Source organism: Halorubrum sp. B53 (assembly GCF_059752395.1).
The window spans coordinates 17,514-30,975 of the sequence record NZ_MWTH01000016.1; the positions used below are offsets into that span (position 1 = coordinate 17,514).

At 72.1% G+C, this 13,462-nt stretch carries 16 protein-coding genes; 3 read left to right on the plus strand and 13 right to left on the minus strand.

All coding sequences use genetic code 11. The annotated features are described in order from the left end of the window. Positions 1 to 89: 89 nt before the first annotated feature. The 3 genes from purM to B4V06_RS16550 form a co-directional block, all read right to left on the minus strand. Complete coding sequence (gene purM, locus B4V06_RS16540) at positions 90 to 1,142, minus strand: phosphoribosylformylglycinamidine cyclo-ligase (RefSeq protein ID WP_123114441.1); 1,053 nt, start codon at positions 1,140 to 1,142, stop codon at positions 90 to 92. Positions 1,143 to 1,271: 129 nt separating this feature from the next. Next, positions 1,272 to 1,940 carry a metalloprotease gene (locus B4V06_RS16545; RefSeq protein WP_498170661.1) on the minus strand — a complete coding sequence of 223 codons (669 nt, stop codon included), beginning with the start codon at positions 1,938 to 1,940 and terminating at the stop codon, positions 1,272 to 1,274. A gap of 25 nt (positions 1,941 to 1,965) precedes the next feature. Further along, positions 1,966 to 3,777, minus strand: a complete 1,812-nt coding sequence (locus B4V06_RS16550; protein WP_498170663.1) for a TraB/GumN family protein — start codon at positions 3,775 to 3,777, stop codon at positions 1,966 to 1,968. A gap of 109 nt (positions 3,778 to 3,886) precedes the next feature. Here B4V06_RS16550 and B4V06_RS16555 point away from each other — a divergent pair, with 109 nt between their 5' ends. From B4V06_RS16555 to B4V06_RS16565, 3 genes are all read left to right on the plus strand, one after another. Then, positions 3,887 to 4,585, plus strand: coding sequence for an ArsR/SmtB family transcription factor (locus tag B4V06_RS16555; protein WP_498170665.1), 699 nt, complete (start codon positions 3,887 to 3,889; stop codon positions 4,583 to 4,585). A gap of 82 nt (positions 4,586 to 4,667) precedes the next feature. Next, positions 4,668 to 5,120 (plus strand): bifunctional nuclease family protein, encoded by a 453-nt coding sequence (locus tag B4V06_RS16560; protein ID WP_123114438.1) that lies wholly within the window; start codon positions 4,668 to 4,670, stop codon positions 5,118 to 5,120. A gap of 86 nt (positions 5,121 to 5,206) precedes the next feature. After that, complete coding sequence (locus B4V06_RS16565; RefSeq protein ID WP_123114437.1) at positions 5,207 to 5,689, plus strand: acyl-CoA thioesterase; 483 nt, start codon at positions 5,207 to 5,209, stop codon at positions 5,687 to 5,689. Positions 5,690 to 5,734: 45 nt separating this feature from the next. Here the strand turns inward: B4V06_RS16565 and B4V06_RS16570 are convergent, their stop codons facing one another. The 10 genes from B4V06_RS16570 to B4V06_RS16615 form a co-directional block, all read right to left on the minus strand. Continuing rightward, complete coding sequence (locus tag B4V06_RS16570) at positions 5,735 to 6,274, minus strand: GIY-YIG nuclease family protein (protein WP_123114436.1); 540 nt, start codon at positions 6,272 to 6,274, stop codon at positions 5,735 to 5,737. After that, on the minus strand, positions 6,271 to 6,705 hold the full coding sequence (locus tag B4V06_RS16575) for a thioredoxin domain-containing protein (protein WP_123114435.1): 435 nt from the start codon (positions 6,703 to 6,705) through the stop codon (positions 6,271 to 6,273). The genes B4V06_RS16570 and B4V06_RS16575 overlap by 4 nt, the downstream gene beginning before the upstream one ends. Before the next feature lie 85 nt (positions 6,706 to 6,790). Beyond that, complete coding sequence (locus B4V06_RS16580; protein WP_123114434.1) at positions 6,791 to 7,075, minus strand: DUF7545 family protein; 285 nt, start codon at positions 7,073 to 7,075, stop codon at positions 6,791 to 6,793. Between the two features lie 96 nt (positions 7,076 to 7,171). Further along, on the minus strand, positions 7,172 to 8,254 hold the full coding sequence (locus B4V06_RS16585; protein ID WP_498170667.1) for a metal ABC transporter permease: 1,083 nt from the start codon (positions 8,252 to 8,254) through the stop codon (positions 7,172 to 7,174). After that, positions 8,254 to 8,994 (minus strand): metal ABC transporter ATP-binding protein, encoded by a 741-nt coding sequence (locus tag B4V06_RS16590; protein WP_123114433.1) that lies wholly within the window; start codon positions 8,992 to 8,994, stop codon positions 8,254 to 8,256. Before B4V06_RS16590 ends, B4V06_RS16585 begins: the two co-directional genes overlap by 1 nt. 94 nt (positions 8,995 to 9,088) lie before the next feature. Beyond that, positions 9,089 to 10,099 (minus strand): metal ABC transporter substrate-binding protein, encoded by a 1,011-nt coding sequence (locus B4V06_RS16595; RefSeq protein WP_498170668.1) that lies wholly within the window; start codon positions 10,097 to 10,099, stop codon positions 9,089 to 9,091. Positions 10,100 to 10,282: 183 nt separating this feature from the next. After that, positions 10,283 to 10,774, minus strand: coding sequence for a YbaK/EbsC family protein (locus tag B4V06_RS16600; protein WP_123114431.1), 492 nt, complete (start codon positions 10,772 to 10,774; stop codon positions 10,283 to 10,285). A 114-nt stretch (positions 10,775 to 10,888) separates the two neighbouring features. Then, on the minus strand, positions 10,889 to 11,614 hold the full coding sequence (locus B4V06_RS16605) for a ribosome assembly factor SBDS (protein ID WP_498170670.1): 726 nt from the start codon (positions 11,612 to 11,614) through the stop codon (positions 10,889 to 10,891). A gap of 92 nt (positions 11,615 to 11,706) precedes the next feature. Continuing rightward, on the minus strand, positions 11,707 to 11,907 hold the full coding sequence (locus B4V06_RS16610) for a DUF7576 family protein (protein ID WP_123114429.1): 201 nt from the start codon (positions 11,905 to 11,907) through the stop codon (positions 11,707 to 11,709). Between the two features lie 98 nt (positions 11,908 to 12,005). After that, positions 12,006 to 13,451: a CRTAC1 family protein gene (locus B4V06_RS16615; RefSeq protein WP_498170671.1), complete on the minus strand. Its 1,446-nt coding sequence runs from the start codon at positions 13,449 to 13,451 to the stop codon at positions 12,006 to 12,008. Positions 13,452 to 13,462 lie beyond the last annotated feature (11 nt).

Here is a 13,462-nt window from a genome sequence, read left to right on the forward strand (position 1 = left end):
CCTCGCGGGTATAAGACGGCGTTCGCGAGTAAATCGGGCCGCTGCTCCGGACTACCGGCAAAAATATCTCGTTCTCAGCGGCCGCGCGCCTACAGCTCCAGCCCGCGGATCGAGACGGTCCCGGCCGCCCCGTCGTCGCCGTCGCCCGTCGCGTCGGTCGCGTCGCTCTCCTCGACGCGCCCGATCACACGGCCGTCAGTGGCGGCCGCCAGCGACTCGGCGGCGTCGGGGTCGAGGGCCGCGACGAAGCCGGTGCCCATGTTGAACGTCCGGTGCATCTCCTCGTCCGGGACGTTCCCCTCGGTCTGCACGAACTCGAAGACGGGCTGGGGGTCGAAGGCGTCCTCGACGACGTACCGGTGGTCGCCGAGCCGCGTCAGGTTCGTCCACCCGCCGCCGGTGACGTGGGCCGCGCCGTGCACGCCGTGATCGCGCATGGGGTCGAGCAGGTCCGTGTAGATCCGGGTCGGCTCCAGCAGCGCCTCGCCGACCGTCTCGTACCCCTCGAACGGGCACAGGTCGGTGTACGCGTGCTCGCGGGTCGCGGCCTCGCGGGCGAGCGTGAGCCCGTTGGAGTGGATCCCTGAGGAGCGCCAGCCGACGAGGGCGTCGCCCGGCTCCGCCGCGCCGTCGAAGACGGCGTCCTTCGCGGCGAGCCCGGCGCAGGTGCCCGCCAGATCGAGCCCGTTGATCACGTCGGGCATCACCGCCGTCTCGCCGCCGACGAGCTCCATGTCGGCGAGCTCGGCGCCGCGGGCGAGGCCGTCGCCGACCTGCTCGGCGAACCGCTCGTCCGGCTCGTCGACCGCGAGGTAGTCGACGAAGGCGACGGGACGGACGCCGGCGGCGACGAGGTCGTTGACGTTCATCGCGATGCAGTCGATGCCGACCGTCGAGTAGTCGCCGAGCGCCTCGGCGACGAGCAGCTTGGTCCCGACGCCGTCGGTCGCGAGCGCGAGGTACCGGTCGCCGATGTCGAGGAGACCGGCGTAGTCGCCCTCGGCCTCGCCGACGGCGCCGATCAGCGCCGCGGTCGCCGCCTCGCTCGCGTCGATGTCGACGCCCGCGTCGGCGTAGGTGAGCTCGTCGTCGCCCGTCGCTTCCCCGTCGCTTCCGCCCGCCGCGCCGCCGTCCTCGGTCATGTGTGTCGAGGGACGCCGGCGGAGCAAAAGCGCACCGTTCCCGCCGGGAGGGCGGCGGCGGCGACGGGGGACGAGTCCAGCGGCGACAGAGGCGGCAGGCCGCCGTCGACGGAGGGCGGCGGGGGCCGTTCAGAACGGCCCGCCGAAGCCGAGCCCGCCCACGAAGACGAGCCCGACCGTGAGCAGGACGGAGACGGCGAAGAAGCCGGCCCACGCCGCCTTGCTCCAGTCGAGCACGGTCTTCCCGTCGAGCGGGCCGTACGGGATCAGGTTGAACGCCGCGAGGAAGACGTTGATCGCGATCCCGCGGGAGCCGATCAGGGTGATCACGGGACTCCCGACGACGGGGCCGATGAGGAGCGCCGGCAGGAAGACGAGCGTGAGGAGCAGGTTGACGACCGGGCCGGCGAGCGCGATGTGGCCGTGCTCCTTCGGGGTCAGCCGGCCGCGGTGGTGGACCGCCCCGGGCGCGGCGAAGATGAAGCCGAGGAGCGAGCTCATCACGGCGAGGAACAGCATGCTGTTGTCGGCCCGGAACTCCGCCACCTGGTCGTAGTGGACCGCGACGACCTTGTGGGCGATCTCGTGGAGGAGGAACGCGACGCCCGCGGTGAGCAGGCCGACGAGCAGCGGCGGGACCACCCCCGCCGCGAGCAGCCGGTCGAAGCCGGCGGTGCCGTTGACGAAGAAGAACGTGAACGCGACGCCGAGCGCGAGCCACGCGACGAGCAGGTCCCGCAGCTCCGTGCCGCTGAAGTAGAGCCCGGCGATCCGGCGCCCTTGGAAGGTCGAGCTCACGCTCGCCCCCCGGTCGCGGCTCGGTTCACGCGCCACCCCCGCCCAGGAGGGTATTCCGAACGAGCTCCGCGCCGGCGTACGCGCCGTCGACCAGCAGGCGGCCCACCTCGTCGACGCCGCCGACCTCGGCGCCGAACATCGCGGGGATCACGTAGACGGCGAACAGGAAGCTCGCGACGATGCTGCCGACGTTCGTCATCGCGACGACGACGATGAGCTTGAACAGCGGCACGTCGAGCATCGACGAGACCAGATCCGAGGGCGACAGCGTCTCGTCCGAGAGGAGGTCGTTGAGCGTCCCGATGTCGCCGACGTTCACGGTGAGGTGCCGGAGCTCGACGTACCCGGTGAACCAGCCGGGCGCGAGCATCGGGTTGATCGAGGTCATCCACGCGACCGCGCCGCCGACGCCGGCCGAGATCCACCGCGCGCCGGCCACCTTCGCGAAGCCGAAGGCGAATATCCCGTTGATGAGGAACCACGCGCCGAACAGCCGGAAGAGGAAGGCGTTCTCGACGCCCGCCAGCGCCAAGAGGACGAAGAAGCCGACGAAGCCGACGGTGATCGCGTACCCGATCGCCTTCTTCCACGGCAGCCTGCTCCCGCCGCGCTCGCGGCCGACGAGCCCCTCCATCGGCGGGAGCGTCTCGGGGTTCGCGAGGTACCCCTCGATCCCCGCCTGGTGGCCCGCGCCGACGACGGCGACGACGTCCTTACCCGCGTCGCGGAGCGCGACGAGGCGGTGGGCGATGAACGCGTCGCGCTCGTCGATGAGCGCCTCGGCGCCGCCCGGCGAGAACTGGCGGAACTCCTCCATCATCATCGTCACCACGTCGGTGTCGGTGAGCTCCTCGACGTCGAGCTCCTCGATACCGCCGTGGTCCGGCTCATCGTCGCGGCCGGTCAGTCCGAGCAGCGTCGCCACGACCACGCCGAGCGTCAGCCCGAGTGCGATCCCGAGGCCGAGGCTGCCGATCGCCGTCACGGCGAGGCCGCCGAGGTACGTCGAGACGAGCCCGTTCGCGACGCCGGAGGCCGCCGCGGCGATCCCGGCGCCCGCGCCGAGCCCGGCCGCCGCGTAGAGCCGGCCGTCCGGCGAGAGCGCCGCCTTCCCGACCTGATCGACGGCGATCCCGACGGCGACGGCGGCGAGCACACCGCCCGTCACGCTCGTCAGCAGCGCGTCGGTTATCCCGAGCGCGCCGCCGAACAGGCCGATCGCCGGCCCCGCGAGGATCCCGGCGAACAGCCCCGCGAGGACCCCGACGATCCGCGAGTCGGTGACGCCGAACGCGAGCCCGCCGACCATCCGGAGCTTCTCCGTAATCGTCATCCGGGCCCAGAAGCGCTGGATCGTCGTCTGGATGTCTCGGTCGACGAGGGCGACGTCGATGCCGAGCCCCTCGGCGACGTCGATGGCCGCGCGCATGTCCGCGCCCGGCTCGATGTCGAAGCGGTCGCCGAGCTGCGTCTGGACGTACGAGAGCATCCAGTACGCGAGGAACTGGAACACCGTGTTCCCGCGCAGGAGGTCGCCCGCGTCGAGGTCGTCCGGGGTCTCGCCCTGCAGCTGGCGGTACCGGCCCTCGTCGAGCTCGACCGCGACGACGTCGGGGCGCTCGCGCTCGATCGCCTCCTCGACCCGGTCGACCGAGTGTTCGGAGACGTGGGCGGTACCGACGACCGTCACGGAACCGTCCTCGACCCCGTCGGCCGTCACGGGGTCACCCTCGGCCTCGTCGCCTATCTCGGAGGGCGGCACGGGGCCGGACGCCCCGGAGTCGCTCGCCGTCGGGGGCGCGGACGCACCGTCGGAGCCCCCTGGCGTCTCTGTCATTACCGGGACGTACCTCCTCGCCGCGTTTAGGGTTTGTGAGTCGATACCGGGCCGGCGGGGTCGTTATCGATCCAACAAATTTGTATCCTCACAGCGCGGAGGGCCGATCATGTCGCGGCTGTTGCCCTCCCTGCCCGACGCGACTCCCGAGGACCGGGAGCCGCGGGTCGTGGGCGTCGACGACGAGGACGCGGACGACCTCATCGCCGCCCTCGGCTCCGAGACCGCCCGCGAGATCCTCACGTGTCTCCACGACGAGCCGGCGACCAAGTCGGAGCTCGCCGCCGAGGTCGACACCTCTCTCCAGAACGTGCAGTACCACCTCTCGAAGCTCGACGGCGCCGACCTCGTCGACGTCGTCGACACGACCTACTCCGAGAAGGGCCGCGAGATGGACGTGTACGCGGCCGCCGACGAGCCGCTCGTGCTGTTCGCCGGCGGCGCCGAGGAGTCGGCCGGGATCAAAAGCGCGTTGATGCGGCTGCTCGGCGGGTACGCGCTCATCGGGCTCGCGGCCGCCGTCGCCCAGCGCGTCCTCTCGGTGGCGGACCCGACGGCGCGCGTGACGACCACGACCGGGGGCGGGGACGCGGGCGTCGCCACCGAGGACGCCGCGGCCGACGGCGGATCGACCGGGGGCGCCGCCGACGGGGGCGACGCGGCGATCGACGGGACGGTCGAGTACGTCGTCGACCCCATCGCCGAGTACGCCGTCTCGCTGCTCGAGCCCGGCGTCGTCTTCTTCCTCGGCGCGGCGCTCGTGTTCACCCTCGCGTGGGCGTACTGGTACCGGACGAGCGGGGCGTGACCGGACCGGCACGGCGCGCCCGGATCGGGGCTCGCCGTCGCCCGTGGGACAGCTATTCATGCCGCCGCCGCCACGATCCGGTATGGAACACGAAGCCGAGGTCGTCGGGGTCGGAGCGGGCTCCGCGCCGGGCGGCGACGTCCCGGCCGTCATTCTCTCCGCGCGGGGCGAGTACGTCCCGATCTTCGTCAGCGCCGACCAGGCGCAGTCGATCGGATTGGCGTTGGAGGGCGAGCCGTTCGACCGGCCGCTGACGCACGACCTGCTGGTCGACATCCTCACCGAGTTCGGGGGCGCGATCGACCGCGTTCGAGTCGACGACCTCCGCGACGGCACCTTCTACGCGAAGGTCGACGCGGAGCGGTACGAGGACGGCGAGCCCGAGCGGTTCGTCTTCGACGCGCGCCCCTCCGACGCGCTCGCGCTGGCCGTCCGGGTCGACTGCCCCGTCGTCGTCTCCGACGAGGTGGTCGACGAGGCGGGGCGATCCCCGGACTCCGTCCGCTTCGACGACGGGCCTCCGGACGAGTCCTGACGGCGAGGCGACTCGGACGGCGCGGGACCCGCGTACCGCCGGGCGGAGAGCCGGAGATTCAAGTCGCGCGCCCGCGCACCGCCGGTATGGACGAGACGGCGACCGTCGCGGAGTCGTACACGGAGATGACAGAGATGCTGTTGCCGAACGACACGAACAACCTCGGGCGAGCGCTCGGGGGCGCCGTCCTCCACTGGATGGACATCTGCGGCGCGATCGCCGGGATGCGCTTCTCGAACCGACAGGTGGTCACCGCCTCGATGGACCACGTCGACTTCATCGCGCCCATCGAGATGGGCGAGGTCGCCGTGATCGAGGGGTACGTGTTCAACGTCGGCCGGACGAGCCTCGACGTGAAGGTCGACGTGCGCGCGGAGAACCCGCGGACCGACGAGCAGCGCCGCACGACCACCTCCTACTTCACGTTCGTCGCGCTCGACGACGAGGGGTCCCCCGCGAGCGTGCCGGAGCTGATCTGTCCGACGCCGGAGGAGGAGGCCCTGCGCGACGAGGCGATCGAGGGGCGGCGCGAGCAGCTCACGGACATCGTCGAGCGCTACGATATATAAATAGACGGCCGGCAGTGTATAAACGAACGATCGCTGCGACGGCCGTTACTCCCCGGCGACGACGTCGACGCGCGCGCCGCTCTCCGCGGCGTCGCCCTCGCCGGTAACGTCCCCGTCGGGCGCGTCGCTCCCGCCGAGCACCCCGACCGCCGCCACGTGCGCCTCTCTGATTCGCGCGGCGAACGCGTCGAGGGAGTCTCCTTCGGCGCCGGCCAGGTGGCTCGGGCAGTCGCAGTCGGACGCGCCGAACCCGTCGACCGGGCCCGCGGGGAGGCGGTCGGCGACGGCGCACTCGACGTCGGCGCCGACGCTCCGGACGACGCGGTCGATCCGGGCCGCCGGGTGGCCGAGCAGGTGGTCGACGTGCCAGTGGCGGACGTCGTGGTCGCCGCGGGCGATCCGGCGGTGACGGTCGACGCGCGAGAACCCGCCGGCGCCGAGCGCGCTCCCGGTGTACGCGTAGGCGCCGGCGTCGAAGCGGCGCTCGCCGAGCGCGCCGACCTCGATCCCGGCTGGGGCCGCGACCTCGACGAGGAGAGTGTAGGTACCGCCCTCGTCGGGATCGGGCGACCCGGCCCCGCTCACGGCAGCGCCTCCGGCGGGTCGCTCGCGGCCGGGCGGAGGTCGTCGACGAGGTCGCGCGCGGCGTCGGTCAGCCGGTACTCCTCGTGGACGTCGGCCGGGTCGCGGCCGCGGCCGGACAGCGTCCCGACAACGTCGGCGATCCGGTCGTAGTTGTCGCGGACGAGCCCGCCGACGATCCCCGGGGTGCCCGCGCGGTCGGCCAGCTCCTGGGCCGCCGACCGGCCGGCGTACACCCGGCGCTCGCGCGGGTCGACGAGCACCATCGCGAACGGGCGCGAGCCGAACTGCGCGTCGAGGAAGGGGCCGACGGGGTCGGCCTCCCACGGCACCGCGACGACGCCCTCCAGCCGGCGGAGCGCGAGCGCGGCGACCGAGCAGTAGGGGCAGTCGCCGTCGAAGATCAGCACCGGCGCGTCCGAGTCGGAACTCATAGACGGAGGTACGTCCCGCGGCGGCTTAAGCGGCCGGCCGGCGGCGGGAAACTGGTGCGAAAAGCGGTGACAACGCGAGCGCGTCTCAGTGCGAGTGGCCGAGCGCGTCCTCCAGCGACTGCCCGAACCGCTCCTCGAACAGCTCCGCGGCCGTCTCGTTCATTTCCGCGATGTCCTCGGGCACGTCGCCCTCGCTGTGGTGGACGATGACGTGCGCCTGCTGGGCCATCGCCTGCACCACGACGTCGCTGACGACGCGGGTGCCCTGCTCGCCCTGGTCGCTGAGCACGTCGACGAGACCGGCGGGCAGTTCGAACGACTCCTCGTCACCGTCGGGACCGGTGATCGTGTAGGTTTCCGTCTCTCCCATACGCGCAACTGGCGGTCTGGATATAAGGGTCTGTGGAAAGCGCGCGCGGCGAGCGCACGCGCGCCGCGACGCAGGATCTGGCCCCTCGCCCGGCGGCTACCCGTGCGCCGAGATGGCCTTCACCGAGAAGCCCGAGACCGCGATGCTCGCGAGGTAGATGGCGATCGCCGTGACGACGATCGAGCCGCCGGAGGGGAGGCCGAGGCCGATCGAGACGGCGAAGCCGCCGAGCACCGACAGCTGGCCGAAGATCACGCCGAGGTACGTCGCCTCGCGGAAGCTCCGGGCCACCTGCGAGGCGGCCGCGACGGGGACGACGAGCATGGCGGCGACGAGGATGACGCCGAGCACCTGCATCGCGCCGACGACGACGACGGCGGTCATCACCACGAGCAGCGTGTTGTAGCCGGTGACGTTCAGCTGGGCGACCCGCGCCGCCTGCTCGTCGAAGGTGATGAAGAGGAGCTGCTTGTACGTCAGCGCCACGCCGCCGACGACGAGCAGGGAGAGCGCGCCCATCAGCCGCGCGCCCTCGGCCGTGACGACCGCGAGGTTGCCGAACAGGTACCCCTCGATGTTGATCGCGGTCAGCCCGCGGCCGTAGCTGACGATCAGGGTGCCGACCGCGAAGCTCCCGCTGAGCATGATCGCGATTGGCACGTCGCCGTAGGCGTCGGTGCGCTCGGTGAGCCACTGGACGACCAGCGCCCCCGCGATCGCGACGACGAGCGCGACGAGCAGGAGCGAGCTGCCCCACCCCGTCGAGGCGTTGACGAGGATGCCGATCGCGACGCCCGCGAACGCCGTGTGCGCGAGCGTCTCGCCGATCAGCGCCATCTCCCGGTGGACAAGGAACGAGCCGACGAGCGGGGCGACGACGCCGACCAGAACGCCCACCGCCATCGACTGCCACATGATCGGGTGCCGGAACACGTTCGTGCCGAACGCGGCGTCCATCCCCCGCCCGAGCGAGCGGAACGCGGCGTACAGGTCGCTCGCGACCGGAAGGTCCTGCACCCAGTAGAGGAGGAGGAATCCGAGCATCCCGGCCGCGACGACGGCCGTGAGCCCGATCCCCGCGAGCTCGGCTCGCCGGCGGAGTCCACGGTCGGGCCGGCCGGGCGCCGGCTCCTCGGCGGGGTCCTCCCTCTCGCCGTCCGGCGTCGCGGTCCCGCTCATCAGTGGTGGTGGTGGACGACCTGTCCGGTCGCGCCGTACGCCTCCGAGAGCGCGTCGCTCTCGACGAACGACTCGGTGTCGCCGTGGTGGTACAGCTCGGTGTTGATACAGGCGATGCGGTTCGCGCGGTCGGTGACGACGCCGATGTCGTGCTCGATGAGGATGATGGTGATCCCGTCGTCGTTCAGCTCGTCGAGCAGCGCGTAGAACGCGTCGCGCGACTCGGCGTCGACGCCCACGGTCGGCTCGTCGAGCGCGAGGAGGTCCGCGTCGCTCGCGAGGGCGCGCGCGATGTACGCCCGCTGCTTCTGTCCCCCCGACAGCTCCGTGACGAGCCGGTCGGCGAGGTTGCCGATCCCGACCGTCTCGATGGCGTCGGCGACGGCGGCGCGGTCGGCCTCGGAGAGCCGCCCCCGGCCGGCGTGTGCGAACCGGCCCATGGTGACGCACTCGCGGACCGTGACGGGCATCGCCCCGCCGCGGCTCGTCGCCTGCTGGGAGACGTAGCCGATCCGGCCGCCGTCGTCGAACTCGTCGATCGGTCGACCGAACAGCTCGACGGTCCCCTCGTCGGGCTCGTGAAGCCCGAGCATGAGGTGGAGCAGCGTCGTCTTGCCGGAGCCGTTCGGACCGACGAGCCCGAGGAAATCGCCCGCCTCGACCGTCAGAGAGACGTCTCTCACGGCGACGGTGTCGCCGTAGGCGAACGTCACGTCGTCGAGGTCGACGATTTCGGTCACTGCGTGTCCCGTCTCTGGGTCGCCCGAACGTTTAGCTCTTTTAGTCCGTCGGCGGCGGGGCGGTCGGCCGGCGCCGCGGCCCGGCGGCGCCGGTTCACCGGACGCCGAATCCGCGCTCGAACGCGGGGACGTTGACCTCGGTCATCTGTTCGAGGTAGCCGTAGCCGGCGTCGTTCCACTCCCGCGTCGTACCGCCCGCCGGGCTGACGGCCGCCATCTCCGTCGCGTCGCTGTTCTCGACGATCGTCTCGGCGAGCGTCGTCGACGCGAAGCGGTCGTACAGCACCGTGTCAATTCCCTCGTCGTTCACCAGCTCGATGGTGTCGGCGATCTCGCTCTGGCTCGGCTCGTTCTGCGGCGAGACGCCGACCGGCGAGTGGAGGCGGAACCCGTAGCGCGCCTCCAGGTACTGGAAGGAGTTGTGGCCCGCGATGACGGCCACGTCGCGGTCGGCGCGCTCGGCGATCGACTCGAAGGCGGCGTCGACGCCGTCGAGCTCCTCGGCGTAGGCGGCCGCGTTGTCGGCGTAGGCCTCGGCGTTGTCGGGGTCCGCCTCGCCGAGTCCGGTCGCGATGGTGTCGACCATCGCCGCCGCGAAGACCGGGTCGACCCAGACGTGGGGGTCGTACCGGCGGCCGTCGTTGCTCTCCTCGCCGTGGGTGTCGTCCTCGTGGCCGTCGTCACCCGCCTCGCCCTCGTGCGAGTGGTCCCAGTCGAGGAGGTCGTCCTCGACGCCGTCGAGCGCGTCGATGACCGCGACGGAGTCGTAGTCGGCCTCGAGCGTCTCGGCGAGGTCCTGTGCCCACGCGAACTCGGGGCTATCGAGGTAGACGAACGCGTCCGTCGAGGCGACGTCCGCGGCGAGGTTCCCGTCCGGCGTCCAGCCGTGGCCGAGCCGACCGATCTCGACCGGGTTCTCGAAGCTCGCGCGGTCGCCGGCGACCCGATTCGCCCAGTCGCTGAGCGTGAAGAACGCGGCGTACCCGCCGTCGAACCCCGCGTCGCCCCCGTCCGCGGCGCCCGAGCAACCGGCGAGCGAGGCCGTCGTGCCGGCGGCCAACAGCCCCGCCCCGCGCTTCAGCACCGACCGACGTGAGTGGCTCATACCGATCCCTAGCGGGCATTAATAGAAAAATGTTATTACTTCATAACTCTATTTTAATAACCCACTCCGCGGAGAGCGGGTTCGATTAACAACGGCGAGTCCGAGTGTCAACGCCGGTCGAGTCGGCCACCCTACGGTCGGGCGCACCGCATCCCGGAATCGCGCGATCGCGGGCGACCACGCTCACTCCGTGAGGTCGACGGTCGTCGCGTCCGCGAGCGCCGCGAGCCGCTCCGGCTCGATGGCGAACACCGCGCTCGGCGTTCCCGCCGCGCCGTAGACGGTGTCGTAGCCGGCCAGCGTCGGGTCGAAGACCGTCGGGAGCGCGGCGTCGTGACACAGCGGCGGCACGCCGCCGATGCTCCAGCCGACGGCCTCGCGGATCCGCGTCGGGTCCGCCATCGCCGCCTCGGCCGCCCCGAAGTGGGCCGCGACCGCGTCCAGGTCGAGCCGGTTGGCGCCGCTGGTGATCGCGGCGACGAGGCGGTCCCCGTCAGCGTCGGCGTTCCCCGAGAGCGACACCACGATCGTGGAGGCGATCGCCGCGGTGTCGCAGCCGACGGCGTCGGCCGCCGCCGCCGCCGTCTCCGTCCCGGCGTCGAACTCCAGCACCTCGAGGTCGACGCCGTATCGGTCCCGCGCCCGTGCCGCGAACTCCGCCGCGCGCTCGTGCATGCAGAGAAAGAGACTCGCGGCGGAGTATGAAGCTCTCGGCCGCGGCACGTCTGTCGGCGAGACGGCGGGGGGCCGGGCGCGTCGACGCCCTATCGCGTCCGCCGCTCGTCTCCGTTATCGAGTTCGCAGCTCGTCTTTGTCCTTGATCACGCGGGCGTCGCCCTCGCCGGAGGTGACCTCGTTGACGAGCTCGTAGAGGTCGTTCTGTAATCCGGCGGGGAACGTGAGCACGCCGACCCACGAGCCGTCGTTTTGCCACTCCTCGCGCTCCAGATCGCCGAACTCGCGGATCTGGGCCTGCCCGGAGCCCGCGTAGTCCGCGGGGAGCTGGACCGCCATCGTCACCTCCTCGAAGCGGATCGGGATGACGGGCCGGAGCGCCTCGAGCGCGTCGTCGACCTGGTTCTCGACCGGCTCCATCGGGTCGACCTGGAACCCGGCCTCCTCTAACGCGCGCTCGATGCGCTCGGGCGGGTGCGGCGAGTCGTCCATCTGCGGGTTCACAGCGTTGCGCGTGATGGTGGTGACGAGCTGGTTGTGCTTCCGTTCCAGCATCTCCTCGCGCTGCTCCGCCGTGATCTGGATCTCCCCGCGCTCGACGACCTCGGGGATGATCTCCAGCGCGTCCGTCGTGCCGAAGACGGTCTCTAAGTCCTCCTCGGCCGGGCGGTCGCCCCGCGAGGCGTTCTCGAACACGTCCTCGGCGGCGATCACGTCCTCCAGGTCGCCCTCGAACTCCCCGCGCTTCATCGCGAGCGCCGCGTCCGGGTCGATCAGCACCTCGAACCGTTCGCCGTGCGACTCAAGTCGGGCCGTCACGGCCTCGTCGAGCGATATCATACCCAGAGATACCACCCCCGTACTGAAAAAGCCTCCCGCGAGGGGGCGCGTGTCGCCGACCCGGCGAGCGCCGCGAGCCGCCGCCTCTCGGGTCAGGCGTTCGCCCGGGGTCGCTCGTCCTCCCAGTCGTCTCGACAGGCCTGCGAGCAGAAGTGCCGGTGCTCGACGTCGTCCCCGTCGACCCACGTGACGGTTCGACGACCGACGCCCAGCGCCGGCCCCCCACAGGTCGCGCAGCGCGGCGCGGACTCCTCGTCGACGTCCTCCTCGAGGTCGGAAGTCGGATCTACCATACCCGTCCGTGCGTCCCCGGACACTTGAACCCGCGAAGGGCGGCAGTTCTGGCCGGGCGATCGGCTTCGACCGAGGAAACGTCGGCGCGTCGGCCGCGCTACCGCCCGACCGACCCGTCGCCGCGGAGCCGGCGACCGCCGGTCGGTGCCGACCGTTGCTGCGACGGGTGTTCGACCGCGACCTCCGCGTCCGGCGTGGGGTCGGGGAGGATCCGCTCGCGGCCGTCCGGCCACCGGACGACGACCCGGCGCGGCGTCGCGCCGCCGAGCCCGAAGTGCGCGACCGGCTCCGTCTGACAGAGGCAGCCGCCGCCGGCGTCGACGGTGCGGCGCTGGATCCCGGTCTCCGTCTCCAGCCTGACGACGGCGCCGCGGGCGGGCGCGCCGTGTCGCGTCGTCGGCCGGACGCGGAGCCAGCCGGCGTCAGCGGCGCCCGGGACGTCGTAGGTCGCGATCGGCTGCGCGGCGACCTCGCCGTGGACGACGACGAGCTCCAAGGCGCCGTCCTCGTCGATGTCGGCCGCCACCGCGCCCGTCCCGAAGCCGTCCGGCTCGGCGGCGCCCCCCGGGTCGACGGGCCGCCAGCGGGAGCCGTCGTCGCCGGCGTCGGACCCGTCCCCGCCGATCCGCTTGTAGAGCCGGTTCGGTTCGCCCGAGACGTTGTAAAACAGCTCCTCGCGGCCGTCGTTGTCGAAGTCGGCCGCGACGACGGTCCGGACGCGGTCGGGCTCCCCGAGGGCCGGCGGCGCGACGTCCTCGAACCCGCCGGCCGAGTCGTGGCGGAGGAGGCGGTTCGGGCCGTTCTCGTTGCCGACCGCGAACGCGAACGTCCCGCCCTCGTCGACGAGGGCGGCGCCGCGGGTGTCGCCGGCGGGGTCGGCCAGCGCGCCGCCGCCGGTCGGGTCGTAGTGGCCGCGCTCGTTCCGGAACAGCCGGTTCGGGCCGCGCTCGACGCCCGCGAACAGGTCGCCCTCGCCGGAGCAGTGCGGGACCGCGAGCAGGGACCGACAGCCGCCGTCGACCTCCAGCCCGACGGCGTCGGCCATGTCGGTGATCTCGCCGTCGTCGCCGAGCTCGTAGAACGCGAGGGGCGCGGCGTACCCGGAGACGGCGACCCCGTACCGGCCGGTCCCCAACCGGTCGAGCGCGGCGACGGACCGGCCGGCGCGCACGTCGAGGCGGTCGGCGTTCACGTCGAGCGCGAACACGTCGGTCCAGCGGTACGCGTCGGATTCGAGTCGGCTCAAGAGGAGGTCGGGGTCGCCGCCCCCGTCCACGCCCTTGGTGCAGTTGTGGACGTACACCTCCTCGCAGCCGTCGGCGTCGAGGTCGGCCGCGCACACGCCCATCCCGTGACGGGTCCCGTCGGCGACGATGCCGCAGGCCGTGTCGACGAAGCGGTCCCCGTCGCGGGCGTACAGGCGGTTCGGCTCGCCGTAGCCGGCGACGAAGACGAGCGGTCCGTCCAGTCCCGGCGTCACCGCGACGCCGTACCCGCGGATCGGGTCGTCGTCGCCGACGAGGTCGGACCGCTCCGTAAACATGGTCCCCCGTC

What these genes read in the sequence shown, in the direction of transcription:
- purM (WP_123114441.1), bottom strand. Translation starts at nt 1,142, where the DNA reads ATGACCGAGGACGGCGGCGCGGCGGGCGGAAGCGACGGGGAAGCGACG.
- B4V06_RS16550 (WP_498170663.1), bottom strand. Translation starts at nt 3,777, where the DNA reads ATGACAGAGACGCCAGGGGGCTCCGACGGTGCGTCCGCGCCCCCGACG.
- B4V06_RS16555 (WP_498170665.1), top strand. Translation starts at nt 3,887, where the DNA reads ATGTCGCGGCTGTTGCCCTCCCTGCCCGACGCGACTCCCGAGGACCGG.
- B4V06_RS16560 (WP_123114438.1), top strand. Translation starts at nt 4,668, where the DNA reads ATGGAACACGAAGCCGAGGTCGTCGGGGTCGGAGCGGGCTCCGCGCCG.
- B4V06_RS16565 (WP_123114437.1), top strand. Translation starts at nt 5,207, where the DNA reads ATGGACGAGACGGCGACCGTCGCGGAGTCGTACACGGAGATGACAGAG.
- B4V06_RS16575 (WP_123114435.1), bottom strand. Translation starts at nt 6,705, where the DNA reads ATGAGTTCCGACTCGGACGCGCCGGTGCTGATCTTCGACGGCGACTGC.
- B4V06_RS16580 (WP_123114434.1), bottom strand. Translation starts at nt 7,075, where the DNA reads ATGGGAGAGACGGAAACCTACACGATCACCGGTCCCGACGGTGACGAG.
- B4V06_RS16585 (WP_498170667.1), bottom strand. Translation starts at nt 8,254, where the DNA reads ATGAGCGGGACCGCGACGCCGGACGGCGAGAGGGAGGACCCCGCCGAG.
- B4V06_RS16595 (WP_498170668.1), bottom strand. Translation starts at nt 10,099, where the DNA reads ATGAGCCACTCACGTCGGTCGGTGCTGAAGCGCGGGGCGGGGCTGTTG.
- B4V06_RS16600 (WP_123114431.1), bottom strand. Translation starts at nt 10,774, where the DNA reads ATGCACGAGCGCGCGGCGGAGTTCGCGGCACGGGCGCGGGACCGATAC.
- B4V06_RS16605 (WP_498170670.1), bottom strand. Translation starts at nt 11,614, where the DNA reads ATGATATCGCTCGACGAGGCCGTGACGGCCCGACTTGAGTCGCACGGC.
- B4V06_RS16610 (WP_123114429.1), bottom strand. Translation starts at nt 11,907, where the DNA reads ATGGTAGATCCGACTTCCGACCTCGAGGAGGACGTCGACGAGGAGTCC.
- B4V06_RS16615 (WP_498170671.1), bottom strand. Translation starts at nt 13,451, where the DNA reads ATGTTTACGGAGCGGTCCGACCTCGTCGGCGACGACGACCCGATCCGC.